This is a genomic window from Rhizobium sp. ARZ01, from assembly GCF_014851675.1.
In the GTDB taxonomy this organism is placed as follows: domain Bacteria; phylum Pseudomonadota; class Alphaproteobacteria; order Rhizobiales; family Rhizobiaceae; genus Mycoplana.
In genome coordinates this window covers 341,595-355,641 of record NZ_JACVAE010000002.1, presented here as the reverse complement: position 1 = coordinate 355,641, position 14,047 = coordinate 341,595, and the positions used below count along the sequence as shown (strand labels likewise).

Genomic DNA, 14,047 nt, shown 5'->3' with positions numbered 1-14,047 from the left:
AATGTGAATCCGCTAATTTTAGCGAGTTCGAAGTTAGCCGGTCAGAAAGGATGAATTGAGGTCGAGGCGACGCCGTAACCTCGACCGCGCCGGGGCTGCGAGATTCCGCCATATCAGCAAAAAAGGTTGTCCAAAGGCGCGTCAATCTGAGACAATTGCAAAGGGAAACCCGGGCGCTCCCGATCGCGCTTTGGGCGCGCACCCCGATATCCTGTTGAAGCATTCCTGATCATGTCGCCTCGCATGCCGGAGCGGCGGACAGCCGGCATTCCAATTGTTCCGCAATCGCGAACGAGGAGCCCTTCACATGGTTACGTGGAAACCCGATCCAAGCTTCTATCCCTCACCGCGCATGGCGATGAAGGCCGCGCCCGAGACGCTGGCCTATGTCGCGGCGTTCGACCCAAGGCAGGCCGTCCCAGACGAGCTCGCCGTCGTCGACGTCGATCCCGCTTCGTCGACCTATGGGCAGATCGTTCATACTGTTCCCATGCCCAATACCGGCGACGAACTGCACCATTTCGGCTGGAATGCCTGCTCGTCCTGCCTCTGCCCCAACGCCCCGCATCCGCATATGGAGCGGCGTTACCTGGTGGTCCCGGGGCTGAAATCGTCGCGCATCCACATCCTCGACACCAAGCCTGACGGCCGCAAGCCGGCGATCGTCAAGGTGATCGAGCCACAGGAGGTGGCCGAGCGGGCCGGGTATTCGCGACCCCACACGATCCACTGCGGCCCGGAAGGCATCTATGTCGCGGCCCTTGGCAACCGCGAGGGAAAGGCGCCGGGCGGCGTCTTTCTGATGGATCAGGAGACGTTCGATGTGCGGGGGCAATGGGAAATGGACCGCGGGCCGCAGGAGCTTTCCTACGATGTCTGGTGGCACCTCGGCCACGACACCCTCGTCACCAGCGAATGGGGCACGCCCGACACCTTCGAGAACGGCCTCGTCCCGGAAATTCTGCTCGGTTCGAAATACGGCCGCCGGCTGCATTTCTGGGATCTGCACAAGCGCAAGCACCTGCAGACGATCGATTTGGGCGACAAATACCAGCTGGTGTTCGAACTGCGGCCGGCACACGACCCGACCAAGGCCTATGGCTTCGTCAATTCCGTGGTGTGCCTTGAGGATCTCTCCTCCTCGATCTGGGTCTGGCATCGCGACGGGGACAAGTGGGCCGTCACCAAGGTGATCGACATTCCCGCCGAGCCGGCGAATCCCGATGAACTGCCGCTGATGCTGCAAGGGTTCAAGGCCGTGCCGCCGCTCGTCACCGACATCGATCTGTCGATGGATGACCGGTTCCTTTATGTCTCCTGCTGGGGCACCGGCGACTTGCTGCAATATGACGTCTCCGACCCGTTCCAGCCGAAGCAGACGGGCAAGGTGCGGATCGGCGGTATCGTTTCGCGTGCCTCTCATCCGGGTGCCAAAAACGGGGCGCTGAACGGTGGGCCGCAGATGGTGGAGATCAGCCGCGATGGCCGGCGCGTCTATTTCACCAATTCGCTCTATGGCGCGATCGACGAGCAGTTCTATCCCGAGGGAATAGATGGCTGGATGGTCAAGCTCGACGCGGCGCCGGACGGCGGCATCGCCTTCGACGAGAAATTCTTCGTCGAATGGCCGAAGTCGCACCGGCCGCACCAGGTTCGCCTGCAGGGTGGCGACTGCTCGTCCGATTCCTATTGCTATCCCTGAAAGGGGGCATGTGGCGATGAACGAGCTGTGGCCATGGTTGCTGCTGGCGGGGCTCGGGGCCTTTCACGGTCTCAACCCGGCGATGGGCTGGCTGTTCGCCGTCGCACTCGGCGTGCATCGGCAAAGCGCGGCGGCGGTCGTGAGCGCTGTGCCGGCAATCGCGCTTGGCCACGCCGCTTCGGTCGGGCTGGTGGCGGGAGCCATGGTCCTGGCAGGCCTGTACGTTGACCCATCGCTCGTACGGACGATAGCGGGGGCGGCGCTCATGTCCTGGGCCGTCTGGCATCATCTGTTCGGGCATCGCCAGCGCGTGCGCGTCGGGATGACGACCGGGCTGGCGGGGCTTGCGCTTTGGTCCTTCCTGATGGCGAGCGCGCACGGTGCCGGCCTCATGGTACTGCCGGCGCTGATGCCGATCTGCGCTGCCGCTTCCCCGCTGATGTCGCTCGGCGGCGGGAGCACCGTTGCGCCGCTGGCGGCGGTCGCCGTCCACACCGCGACGATGCTTACCGTCATGGGCCTGGTCGCGCTGGCCGTCTATCGTTTCGTCGGGCTCGGCATCTTGCGCAGCGCCTGGATCAATGTCGATGTCGTCTGGACTGTCGTGCTGTTCCTGACGGGGGCGATGCTGATCTTCTGGTAACCGGGACGGTGGCGCTACGCCACCGCCCACGCAATATAGACCAGCGCAGCGGCGATCACCCAAAGCGCCACGCGGCCCGAGCGGCCGTGGCGGGCCTCCGACTTTCCGATCGCTTCCGCCGTGGCCGCGTCGAAGCGCAGGCCGTTCTCGGCCATGGTGGTGAGGTCGCGGGAGAATTTTTCCGTCTTGGCGGCGATCTCGGGGGCGGCTTCGGCCAGGCGCAGGGCGGCGTGTGCGCCTTCGCGCAGGTCGGCGAGGATACGCTTGGGGCCGAGATTGTCGCGGATCCAGCCGCCGACCACCGGCTCCGACGCCTTCCACATGTTGAAGCGCGGGTTCAGCGTTCGCGCCACGCCCTCGACGACGACCATCGTCTTTTGCAGCATGACGAGCTCGGTGCGTGTCTCCATGTCGAACAGCTCGGTGACCTCGAAGAGGAGGGTGAGCAGCTTCGCCATCGAGATCGTCTCGGCCGGCTGGCCGTGGATCGGTTCGCCAATGGCGCGGATCGCCTGCGCAAAGCTTGCGACGTCATGGTGCGCGGGCACGTAGCCGGCCTCGAAATGGACGTTCGCCACGCGCACATAGTCGCGGGTGATGAAGCCGTAGAGGATCTCGGCGAGGAAACGGCGTTCCTTGCGCCCGAGCCGCCCGACAATGCCCATATCGACGGCGACGATATGGCCCTGGGCGTCAACGAACAGGTTGCCCTGATGCATGTCGGCGTGGAAGAAGCCGTCGCGCAGCGTGTGGCGCAGGAACGACTGGATCAGCGTGTCGGCGAGCGCGTCGAGGTCGTGCCCGGCGGCGCGCAACCCCTCGATGTCGGACATCTTCACGCCGTCGATCCATTCCATGGTAACGACGTCGCGCCCGGTGCGCTCCCAGTCGACAACAGGCACGCGGAAGCCGGGATCGTCCTTGGTGTTCTCTGCCAGCTCGGAGATGGCGGCCGCTTCGAGCCGCAGATCCATCTCGACCCTGGTCGTCTGCTCCAGCGTGCGCGTCACCTCGACCGGCTTCAGCCGGCGCGTCTGCGGCAGGAAGCGTTCCTGCAGATGCGAGGCGGCGTACATCGCCTGCAGGTCGTGGGTGAAGCGCTGGCGCACGCCGGGGCGGATGACCTTGACGGCGACGCGGCGCTCGCCAGCAGCATCGCGCACGGTCGCCGGGTGCACCTGGGCGATCGAGGCGGCGGCGATCGGTTCGCCGAAGCTTACATAAAGATCGGACACGGTGCGGCCGAGCGAGCCCTCGACGGTGGCGACGGCCTCGGCCATCGGGAAGGTCGCCATCCGGTCCTGCAGCGCCGACAGGTCGTCGGCGATGGCAACGCCCACCACGTCGGGGCGCGTGGCGAGGAACTGGCCCATCTTCACGTAAGAGGGGCCAAGCCGTTCGATCGCATGCGCCAGCCTGGCGCTGCGGCCTTCCTTGGACGAGCGGCGGCGGGCAAAAAGCCCGGCGAAGCGGGCCAGCATGCGGGCCGACGGCGGCATGTCCTGCAGCGGCAGCGACGTGACGACGCCCTCGCGCACCAGGACCCAGCCGACGCGGGCGAGGCGGAAATAGGCCGCTGGCGTGCTCATGCCCGACCACCGTGGGCGAGGTTGGCGCTGGCGCTGGAAATGCGCAGGTAACGGTGTCCGGCGTTTGACGCCTCACTGCTCGACCGCATCAGAGCTTCCAGCCGGAATGAAGGGCTGCAATGCCACCGGTATAATTGGTGTAGTTCACGCGCGAGAAGCCGGCCTTGCGGATCATCGCCGCGAAGTCCTCCTGGTTCGGGAACTTGCGGATGGATTCGACCAAATACTGGTAGGGTTCGGCCTCGCCGGTGACCATCTTGCCAAATTGCGGGATCGCCTTGAACGACCAGGCGTCGTAGAACCGGTCGAGCAGCGGTACCTCGACTTCGGAGAATTCGAGCACGAGCAGCCGGCCACCACGTTTCAGCACGCGATAGGCCTCCGACAAAGCGACGTCGATGCGCGGCACGTTGCGGATGCCGAAGGCGACCGTGTAGGCATCGAAAGAGTTGGCCTCGAAGGGCAGTTCCTCTGCATTGGCCTCGACGAAATCGAGATTGGCCGAAAGCCCCTTCTTCGCCGCGCGGTCGGCGCCGACGCCAAGCATCGAGCCGTTGATGTCGAGGACGGTTGCGTGGGCGAGGCGATCCGAGGCCTCGACGATGCGAAAGGCAATGTCGCCGGTGCCGCCGGCGACGTCGAGCACGCGGTAGGCGGCCTCCTTGCGCGGGTTGAGGGCGGCGATCATCGCGTCCTTCCAGGCCCGGTGCAGGCCGGCGGACATGATGTCGTTCATGATGTCGTAGCGCTTGGCCACCTTGTGGAAGACGTCGTTGACGAGCGCCTGCTTCTCGCCCTCAGCCACCTGGCGGAAGCCGTAGGAGGTTTCCATGCCGCCATTTGCCGACGTGCGGTCCCGATCGCTCATTCCTGTCTCCACCTGAAGGGCACGTACGAACAAGGTCCGCTCGCGCCGCGGTTGCCGCCTGAGTCCGTTTCGGCCTGCGGCATTGTCGCGCTGGTATATAAGATAAAGATGGGCGATAGGGAATTGCCGGTCTGCGGCAAAAGCGCCGCACGGTTAAATCCATCAAGGAGTTGGCGATGCCGGAGTTGCCGGAAGTGGAGACTGTCAGGCGGGGGCTCGCGCCGGTCATGGAAGGCGCGATGATCGCGCGCGCCGAACTGCGTCGGCCGGACCTGCGTTTTCCCTTTCCCGCCCGCTTCGCCGAGGCGGTCTCCGGTCGCAAGGTGCTTTCGCTCGGGCGGCGGGCGAAATACCTGCTGATCGACCTCGAAGGCGGTGACGTGGTGATTGCCCATCTCGGCATGTCCGGTTCGTTCCGCGTGGCGGACGGGGCGGTTGAGGCGGTGCCCGGCGACTTCCATGTGGCGCGGGGCAAGGACGAGCGGCACGACCACGTGGTGCTGCATCTCGACACCGGTGGTGGACCGCGCCGCGTGATCTACAATGACCCGCGCCGCTTCGGCTTCATGGACCTGGCCCGGCGCGAGGTGCTCGCCGAGCATCCCTACCTGCGCGATCTCGGCGAGGAGCCAACCGGCAACGCGCTCGACGCCGCCTATCTCGCCGATCGCTTCCGCGGCAGGGGGCAGCCGTTGAAGACGGCGCTGCTCGACCAGAAGATCATCGCGGGCCTTGGCAATATATATGTGTGCGAGGCGTTATGGCGGGCGCACCTATCCCCGGAGCGGGCGTCGGGTACGCTGGTGACGGCGGCGGGCAAGCCGAGGAAGGAACTCTCGGTTCTGACGGAAGCGATCCGCACGGTGATCGCCGAGGCGATCGAGGCGGGCGGTTCGACGCTGCGCGACCACATTCGCGCCGATGGATCGCTGGGTTATTTCCAGCATTCGTTTTCAGTTTATGATCGGGAAGGGCAGGCCTGCCGCACGCCCGGCTGCGGCGGCACCATCGGCCGCATCGTCCAGGGCGGGCGCTCCACCTTCCAATGCACGGCCTGCCAGAAATAGGCGGCGATGTCGGTGCATGGAGAAGCGGGGCTGTAGGGCGCCTAGGACAGAAAGCATCGGGCCACGCTAACGAGAAGAAGGCGGTCGTCGGGGGCAAGTTAGCCCTTTCGACCGAAAGGGCGAAAAGCCCGCATTCTGAATCGGTTCGAACCAAATTCGGCGTGGCATTTCTTCAATTTGCGCGTTGACGCGCCTGCCAATTCCCGCTATACGCCGGCCCACAGTTTGGAAAGCCCCTTCAAGGTTTTCCGATATTGCTCCCGAATTGCTTGGATGACAGGTCGCAGTGACCCGGCACGGCGAAGGCGGAGTTTGTGTCTGGTTTCTGAAGAGAGGCATCCATGGCCAATACGACTTCGGCAAAAAAGGCGACCCGCAAGATCGCTCGCCGCACTGCAATCAACAAGGCTCGCCGTTCGCGTGTCCGCACCTTCATTCGTCAGGTCGAAGAGGCAATCGCCTCCGGTGACCAGGCCGCAGCCGCTGCAGCATTGAAGGCAGCCCAGCCGGAACTGATGCGCGCCGCCACGAAGGGTGTGGTTCATGCCAACACCGCCTCGCGCAAAGTTTCGCGACTCGCCAGCCGCGTGAAGGCACTCTCTGCCTGATATCGCATCGCGAGCTATGCATTTTTGAGGGAGCCCGGCGATTTCGCCGGGCTTTTTCTTTGCCTTTTTGTCGCCGCTATGGTTAACGTGCAAAGCTGCCGCATGTCAGGCCTGTGACAGAAAATATCCTTTAGAAACAATGCGTTGTGCGAGGATGTTTGCAGGGGCGCCGCCTTGGGTGGGGGCAATTGGGGCGGCTTGAGAGTCAAGAAAATTATTATTTTTTTTGATTCGCGCGCTCGTTGAAATGACAAAAAAAACAAAGCCATTGATTCATAACAGATTCTTCTCAAACGGCCGTTTCCCGAGTCAAATTGCTCGACTGGAGTCAACGGCCGCCGCTTAATTTTGCGTAAAATAGGGCATTGATCTTGCCGATTGATCCTGCCTAAATGCCTTCCACAGGGGGCGCACACGCAAGCGTATATGAAACGCCAAACACTGCTCGGGTGAGTGGTGGGAGACGGTTCGACCCTGTAGCGGAGTGCATAGCTCCGTCTCATCTGACACCGGATCAAGCTGACTGGCCGCCGCACATGAGGTGAGCCGGAACGGTATTTTTGTGCCGTTAACAGCCGCACCCGGTGTTGCCGCGAGGACGGCAGCCACGAGGAGGCCAGATGGGGGAATGGCGCGCGATCTGTACGAGGAGTTCGCGCGTTGAACGGAAGGGGCAGGACGACGGCGCGGCGGATGGCCGCGATCGTTGGATTTGCCTCAAATATGTTGGTTGCGTTCGGCAGTGGGGACGAAGGCGACCGGCAGCACCGAGACCGCACTGCCGATGGCTCCGGCAGATTGCGGTGGCGGATAGAACTGAACGGTGCCGGCATGACATGCCGGTGCGTCGACTGAACTTGAAAGGCGGCAAAATGCAAACGAACACGGCCACGTCTGTAAGTGCATTCGGGAATGGGGATCATGCACTCAATGCGATCGCAGAAGGAAGTGAGAAGCCGGGGGACAAAACCGAGATCAAGCACGACGCGCTCTTCGAGCGGGTCAGTGCGCGTCTAAAGGCGCAAGTCGGCCAAGACGTCTATGCAAGCTGGTTCGGCCGGCTGAAGCTCCACTCCCAGTCCAAGAGCGTCGTGCGGCTGTCCGTGCCGACGACCTTCCTGAAATCCTGGATCAATAACCGCTATCTCGACCTCATTACGTCGCTCTTCCAGCAGGAAGATGCGGAAATCCTGAAGGTGGAGATCCTGGTGCGTACCGCGACCCGCGGCGCCCGCCCCGGCAGCATCGAGGAAATGGCGGCCACCACCGAAACCGCGCCGGCGGCCCAGCCTCGCCGTTCCTTGGGCCCGCAGCAGATCGCGCAGGCCGCGGCAGGTCTTGCACCACAGGCGGCCCCGCAGCGCCAGCCGGCGCAGGGAAGCACGCTTTTCGGTTCGCCGCTTGACCAGCGTTACACGTTCGAGAGTTTCGTCGAGGGTTCGTCGAACCGGGTGGCGCTTGCCGCCGCCAAGACGATCGCCGAAGCCGGCGCCGGTGCTGTGCGTTTCAATCCGCTGTTCATCCATTCCAGCGTCGGCCTCGGCAAGACGCATCTTCTGCAGGCGATCGCCAACGCGGCGCTTTCGAGCTCCCGCAGCCCGCGCGTCGTCTACCTGACCGCCGAATACTTCATGTGGCGCTTTGCCACCGCGATCCGCGACAACGATGCGCTGTCGCTGAAGGAGACGCTGCGCAACATCGATCTCCTTGTCATCGATGACATGCAGTTCCTGCAGGGGAACTCGATCCAGAACGAGTTCTGTCACCTGCTCAACATGCTGCTCGACTCTGCCAAGCAGGTTGTCGTCGCGGCTGACCGCGCGCCCTGGGAGCTGGAATCCCTCGATCCGCGCGTACGCTCCCGCCTTCAGGGTGGCGTCGCCATCGAAATGGAAGCGCCGGACTACGAGATGCGTCTCGATATCCTCAAGCGCCGCCTTGACGTCGCTCGCCAGGAGGACGCCACGCTCGACATTCCGGCCGAGATTCTCAGCCATGTCGCCCGCAACATCACGGCAAGCGGCCGTGAACTCGAGGGCGCCTTCAACCAGCTGCTCTTCCGCCGCACCTTCGAGCCGCAGCTGTCGGTCGAGCGGGTGGACGAGCTGCTGGCCCATCTGGTAGCTGCCGGCGAGCCGCGCCGTGTGCGCATCGAGGACATCCAGCGCGTCGTCGCCAAGCATTACAACGTCTCGCGCCAGGAGCTGGTATCGAGCCGGCGCACGCGTGTTGTGGTGATGCCGCGCCAGATCGCCATGTATCTGTCAAAGACGCTGACTCCGCGCTCCTTCCCGGAAATCGGCCGGCGCTTCGGCGGACGTGACCACACAACTGTGCTGCACGCCGTGCGCAAGATCGAGGACTTGATCGCCTCCGATACCAAGCTCAGCCATGAAGTAGAGCTTCTAAAGCGCCTGATCAACGAATAGACAGGGCGAACACGCCTGGGGGTGCGGCCCTTAAGCCCGGGGAATACGAGGCCCCGGGCTTCTTTTTATCTTCTGGTTGCCTAGCTGGCTATTGGTGCGACGAAAGGCTGTCGGGATCTATGTGGTCGTCTTTCACTGAAAGGAGATCTCGATTAGATTCTGCCTCTGCGTGCGCACCGTCACCACAGCCGTGGAAGCAGCTTTCCCGGTCGTGAGGGTGACCGCCGATGCCGACTAAATTAGCCGTTATTCTCATTGCGGATCATCCGGCGCGGGTGCTATCGCTTCCTTGCCGACGTGCGCTACTGTCGGGGTGCTACCAATCTTCACAAGCTATGGGACGGGCTCTGCTCCGCTGTCTTTAGCGTGAGCGCAGTTGATCGATGATATGGTCGACGAAAGACTCTAGCACTGGCTCTCGGGAGCGCTCTTCCCGACAGAGGATGTAATAGGCGCGACCTGCATTGATGGACGTTGCGAAGGGCTGAATAAGCCGTCCTTCCGCCAAATAGGTTCGGGTCAGAACGTCCGAGACCAGTGCCATGCCACGCCCCTGAACGGCAGAGGCAATGGCCTGGGCGACGGAGGTCACGCGAACCCGTGCACTGCCCTCGAGGCTGACGCGGGCGGCGATCGCCCAGTTTGTCCATTCCCTTCCATCGTCCTCATGGAGCAGCGTGAGGCCGTTCAGTTTTCGCTCCCGGTGCTGAAGGTCGAGCCTTGGGAACAGGATCGGCGAACAAACCGTCCTTAGCCGCACTTCACTCAAGGAGCGCCAATAGTAACCGGCGAACGGCGGATTGTCATAAACCACGGCAATATCGCATGTGTCCCAGTCGACATCGATCGCCGCGACTGCCTCTTTTATGGTCAGGTTGGGAATTCCGCGCATTTCCGCAAATTCCACGGTGGTTGCGCTGAGCCATGCGACACCAAGCGCGGTTGGAACTGACACGGTCAGCGCATCCAGCTGCCCAGAGCTGCCGCCGTCCTTGGCCGCCCTCGTCGCGGTTTCGATCTGGCCGAGCGATACCATCACGGCCTGGGCAAAGTCGCTTCCCGCCCTTGTGAGCGTGAGGTTTCTGCCATTCTTCTCGAACAGCTTGATGCCGGTCGCATCCGACAGTTTCTTCATTTGCAGCGAAACGGCGCTGGGGCTGAGGTTCAACTCCTCCGCCGCACCTCGCACGCTTTCATGCCGGGAGACCGCCTCGAAGGCTGGCAGGTAGTGCAGGAATGCCAAGGTGCGCGCCAAGCCGGCCTCCAGCGGATCGTTGAGCAGTATCGAACAATTGTTGTCAAAACAAATCGATATTCTTCAAGCTTTGCAACTGCTATCTGACAGCAGGAAAAGGGAAGAAGCTATGATCAAGGCACAACCATTCGACTTTCCGTATGACGGAAAACTGGATCCGGCGACAACCGCACTGATCGTGATCGACATGCAGCGGGATTTTCTGTCAACGGACGGATACTTCGCCCGGCAGGGATACGACCCTTCACCGCTGCGGGCGATCCTGCCGACTGTTTCGAAGCTCATTGACGGGTGCCGCACGGCGGGCATCCGGATCGTCCACACGCGTCAGGGCTATCGGGCGGACCTGGCCGACATGACGCCTTATGAGAAATGGCGGCGCAAGCGTTCGGGTCTCGAGGGAACGGACGTGCTGCTGCGCTCCAGCCCGGGATTTGAGATCGTCCCCGAGATCGATGTGCGTGCAGAGGACATCATCGTCGACAAGACGTGCAACGGTGCCTTCACTTACACAGACTTCGAGCATGTTCTTCGGGCGCAAGGGATCACGCATCTTCTCTTCACCGGTGTCACGACCGACGTGTGCGTCCACACGACGTTGAGGGAGGCCTGTGACCGCAATTTTCAATGCCTGACGATCACAGACGCCTGCGCAAGCGGTGATCAGTATGCGCACGAAGCCGCCCTGCACATGGTGACAGTGGAGAACGGCGTTTTCGGTACCCTGTCGGATTCCACAGCCGTGCTCGACGCAATTGCGCGGATCACCCGGCGATGAGCAGGCTGGATGCGCATGAGGCGGTGGAGCCTCAAACCTACGTCTCGCTGATGAAGTTGACGCAGAAGGGACTTGCAGAACTCGGTGACAGTGCCAAGCGGCGGGAGATAAGCGAGGCACGCGTTGCAGCCCTTGGAGGGCGTTCGATCGCCTTCTTTGCCGTCATGGGGCCTTACGATTTCGTGCAGGTTTTCGAGATGCCGAGCAACGAGGCGATGATGCAGTACGTCATGACTGCACGTCGTGATGGCCATGTCGAGCCCCTGATCCTTCCGGCATTCAGTGCCGGAATGTGGGGTGAGATCGTCAAACGCGTTCAATGAAAAATCAAAGAGGGAAACAACAATGAGCAAAGCCGTACCTGTCGTCCTCAGTTTGTCGATGCTGGCTCTCGCCGACCCCGCCCTTGCGGAAGCTCCGAGCTTCGTGGCCGACGGGACCGTCGGTGTCTGCACGACGGCGGCCTTTCCTCCGTTGACCTTCAAGCAGCAGGCCGGTGATGCCATACCGGTCGGCATCGATATCGATATTGCCGAGGCACTGGCAAAAAAGTGGAACGCTTCCACAACCTACACGACGACGGATTTCGCCGGCCTCTTGCCGACGCTTGGGAGTGGGCGGTGCGGTCTGATCATCAGCGGGATCTATATCAATGATGAACGCCGCAAGACCTACGACGGCGCCCGCTACATGAAGTCGGCGACCGTCTTGGTAACAAAGGCGGACAATGCGGAAATCGCGACGCCGGAGAACCTGAGCGGGCGAACGATCGCCCTGGAATCAGGGGCCTACTACAAGGAAGATCGCGTCAAGCCGCTCAACGAAGAGTTTGTGGCAGGTGGCCGTGCCGAAGTGTCGGTCCAGGACTATCCCACCCAGCAAGCCGCCTATCAGCAGGTTCTCGTCGGCCGTGCGGACGCGACCCTGACGGAAGAGGCAGAAGGTGCCTACCGGGTTGCTACGACGGAGAACCAGTTCAAGATTGCCTACACCTGGCAGTCGGATTTCACCTACGGGATCTACATGCGCCGCAGCGCCGACGATCTGGGTGCGGTTCGCAAAGCTCTGAAGGAACTGAGGCAGGAAGGCTTCTTCGAAGCGCTTGCGAAAAAGTACGGACTGGATCCTTCCGTGTTCGACGTGGACCATGACGCCTGACGGCGAGGCTGCGAGACGATGAGCTTCGACTTCAGCCTCTTCCTAAGCGCGCTGATCGCCCCGGCCATGCTGATCGGCGCGCTGATCGCGATGGTGCTCTCGATTGTCGTCTTCGCGGCCTCCTTTCTCGGCTGCTTGCCGATGGCGCTTTGCCTGAACTCGGATCGGCGTGGCCGTAGGACGGCGGCGCTCGCCTATGTCTGGGTGTTCAGGGCCGCGCCGATGATCCTGGTTCTATTGATCGTCTGGAACGGGACACCCCAGCTGCTGCCCTCGTTGTTGAAGGCTGGCTGGTTCACGCCGTTCTTTGCTGCCGCAGTTTCCTTCACGCTGGTCACGATCGCCTATATGGCGGAGATCATGAAGAGCGCGCTTCGCTCCATCCCGAAAGGCCAGAGCGAAGCGGGATGGGCACTGGGGTTGTCGCGCATCCAGAGCTTCCGCCTCGTCATCCTGCCACAGGCCATGCGCATCGCGCTGCCTCCGCTAGTAAACGAGTTCATCAATGTCCTGAAAGTGACATCGCTTGCCTATGTCATCTCGCTTCGGGAAATCATGGCCGTCGTGAATGATGCGATCGCCGCATCGTTCCGCTTTGTCGAATGGTACTGCGCGGCACTGGTCTACTACCTGGTGGTCGTCTCGATCTTCATGTTTGCGCAGTTCGTGCTGGCAAAGCACTTGAAGTGAATTGCTGATTGGGGCCGCAATCTGGGTCAGCAATCATTACCGAGAAGCCTGAACTGCCTCAGCAGGCCAGATCCGCCACCACCGCATCGAGGATCAGCATGCCGGCGGGTGTGCAGCGCAGCCGCGAATTTCCGAGCCGCTCGATGAAGCCGTGATCGATCAAAAACTGCTCGCGGTCAGGATCGGGGTCGCGGCCGGAGAGAGCTTGCCAGCGGGCGAGGTCAACACCTTCCGTCAGGCGCAGGCCCATCAGCAGCAACTCGTCGGCCTGCTCCGAACGCTCGAGCACTTCCTGGTCGACCATGCCGTGGCCATTTCCCTCGACCAGTGACAGCCAGGTTTCCGGATGTCGTTCCGTGGCGGTGGCGATCTTTACCCCTTGCGTCGAAAGACGGCCATGCGCGCCCGGACCAATACCGGCATAGTCGCCGTAGCGCCAGTAGGTGAGATTGTGCCGGCTCTCAGCGCCAGGGCGGGCGTGGTTGGAAACCTCGTAGGCCGGCAGGCCCTCGCGTGCGGTGATCTCCTGCGTTGCCTCGTAGAGGATGGCCGACTGCTCGCCATCGGGAACGACGAGCTTGCCGGCCTTGTGCAGGCCGTAGAAGGGCGTGCCTTCCTCAAGGGTCAGCTGGTAGAGCGACAGGTGGTCGACGGCGTAGGAGACGGCCTGCTTCAGTTCGGCGTCCCAGTCGGCGACGGTCTGGTTCGGCCGCGCATAGATCAGGTCGAAGGACATGCGCGGGAAGATCTCGCGGGCAAGGCGGATCGCCTTCAGTGCATCGTCGACGTCGTGCAGCCGCCCTAAGAATTTCAGGTCCCGGTCATTCAGAGCCTGGACACCAAGCGAGACACGATTGACGCCGGCAGCCCGATAGCCGCGGAAGCGCTCGGCCTCGACGCTGGAGGGGTTGGCCTCCATGGTGATCTCGATGCCGTCAGGCACATGCCAGTGGCGGGCGATGCCGGAGAGGATCGCGTCGACGGTGGCCGGCGTCATCAGGGACGGCGTGCCGCCGCCCATGAAGATGCTGGTCACGGTGCGTGAGCCCGAAAGCCCCCGCATTGTGGCCATCTCCTTCAGGAAGGCCGAAACGAAGCGCTCCTGGTCCACTGGCTGATGGCGCACGTGGCTGTTGAAGTCGCAATAGGGGCATTTGGCGGCACAGAAGGGCCAGTGCACGTAGACGCCGAAGCCGGGATCCAAAGGATCAGTGGCAATCGGTTGTTTCGGTACGAACGCGGTGACCGCCGTCATGAGTG

13 protein-coding genes are annotated in these 14,047 nt (G+C 62.5%); 9 read left to right on the top strand and 4 right to left on the bottom strand.

The features are described from left to right. The first annotated feature begins 307 nt into the window (after positions 1-307). Positions 308-1,702 (top strand): selenium-binding family protein, encoded by a 1,395-nt coding sequence (locus IB238_RS15830; protein WP_192248743.1) that lies wholly within the window; start codon positions 308-310, stop codon positions 1,700-1,702. Positions 1,703-1,718: 16 nt separating this feature from the next. Then, the gene (locus tag IB238_RS15825; protein ID WP_192248740.1) at positions 1,719-2,345 is read left to right on the top strand and encodes a hypothetical protein; all 627 of its coding nucleotides are present in this window, start codon (positions 1,719-1,721) and stop codon (positions 2,343-2,345) included. A 14-nt stretch (positions 2,346-2,359) separates the two neighbouring features. Here IB238_RS15825 and ubiB read toward each other — a convergent pair whose 3' ends face one another. Then, a complete protein-coding gene (gene ubiB / locus IB238_RS15820; RefSeq protein WP_192248737.1) occupies positions 2,360-3,934 on the bottom strand; it encodes a 2-polyprenylphenol 6-hydroxylase in 1,575 nt (524 codons plus the stop codon). 88 nt (positions 3,935-4,022) lie between these two features. Next, positions 4,023-4,802 carry a bifunctional demethylmenaquinone methyltransferase/2-methoxy-6-polyprenyl-1,4-benzoquinol methylase UbiE gene (gene ubiE, locus IB238_RS15815; protein WP_192248734.1) on the bottom strand — a complete coding sequence of 260 codons (780 nt, stop codon included), beginning with the start codon at positions 4,800-4,802 and terminating at the stop codon, positions 4,023-4,025. Positions 4,803-4,978: 176 nt separating this feature from the next. On the opposite strand from ubiE, the gene mutM reads away from it, so the two are divergent. From mutM to dnaA, 3 genes are all read left to right on the top strand, one after another. Further along, complete coding sequence (gene mutM / locus IB238_RS15810; protein WP_192248732.1) at positions 4,979-5,869, top strand: bifunctional DNA-formamidopyrimidine glycosylase/DNA-(apurinic or apyrimidinic site) lyase; 891 nt, start codon at positions 4,979-4,981, stop codon at positions 5,867-5,869. Positions 5,870-6,210: 341 nt separating this feature from the next. Beyond that, the gene (rpsT, locus tag IB238_RS15805; RefSeq protein ID WP_192248730.1) at positions 6,211-6,477 is read left to right on the top strand and encodes a 30S ribosomal protein S20; all 267 of its coding nucleotides are present in this window, start codon (positions 6,211-6,213) and stop codon (positions 6,475-6,477) included. 974 nt (positions 6,478-7,451) lie between these two features. Beyond that, the gene (gene dnaA, locus IB238_RS15800) at positions 7,452-8,906 is read left to right on the top strand and encodes a chromosomal replication initiator protein DnaA (RefSeq protein WP_348648264.1); all 1,455 of its coding nucleotides are present in this window, start codon (positions 7,452-7,454) and stop codon (positions 8,904-8,906) included. A 361-nt stretch (positions 8,907-9,267) separates the two neighbouring features. Here the strand turns inward: dnaA and IB238_RS15795 are convergent, their stop codons facing one another. After that, on the bottom strand, positions 9,268-10,161 hold the full coding sequence (locus IB238_RS15795) for a LysR substrate-binding domain-containing protein (RefSeq protein WP_246723680.1): 894 nt from the start codon (positions 10,159-10,161) through the stop codon (positions 9,268-9,270). A gap of 109 nt (positions 10,162-10,270) precedes the next feature. Here IB238_RS15795 and IB238_RS15790 point away from each other — a divergent pair, with 109 nt between their 5' ends. The 4 genes from IB238_RS15790 to IB238_RS15775 are packed head-to-tail and all read left to right on the top strand — an operon-like array spanning position 10,271 to position 12,787. Further along, the gene (locus IB238_RS15790; protein WP_192249711.1) at positions 10,271-10,939 is read left to right on the top strand and encodes an isochorismatase family cysteine hydrolase; all 669 of its coding nucleotides are present in this window, start codon (positions 10,271-10,273) and stop codon (positions 10,937-10,939) included. After that, a complete protein-coding gene (locus IB238_RS15785; protein ID WP_192248727.1) occupies positions 10,936-11,262 on the top strand; it encodes a GYD domain-containing protein in 327 nt (108 codons plus the stop codon). The genes IB238_RS15790 and IB238_RS15785 overlap by 4 nt, the downstream gene beginning before the upstream one ends. 22 nt (positions 11,263-11,284) lie before the next feature. Beyond that, complete coding sequence (locus tag IB238_RS15780) at positions 11,285-12,097, top strand: transporter substrate-binding domain-containing protein (RefSeq protein ID WP_192248725.1); 813 nt, start codon at positions 11,285-11,287, stop codon at positions 12,095-12,097. A gap of 18 nt (positions 12,098-12,115) precedes the next feature. Beyond that, positions 12,116-12,787: an amino acid ABC transporter permease gene (locus IB238_RS15775; RefSeq protein WP_192248723.1), complete on the top strand. Its 672-nt coding sequence runs from the start codon at positions 12,116-12,118 to the stop codon at positions 12,785-12,787. A 58-nt stretch (positions 12,788-12,845) separates the two neighbouring features. On the opposite strand, the gene hemW is transcribed toward IB238_RS15775, so the two are convergent. Next, positions 12,846-14,042 carry a radical SAM family heme chaperone HemW gene (hemW, locus tag IB238_RS15770; RefSeq protein ID WP_192248720.1) on the bottom strand — a complete coding sequence of 399 codons (1,197 nt, stop codon included), beginning with the start codon at positions 14,040-14,042 and terminating at the stop codon, positions 12,846-12,848. Between the last annotated feature and the right edge of the window lie 5 nt (positions 14,043-14,047).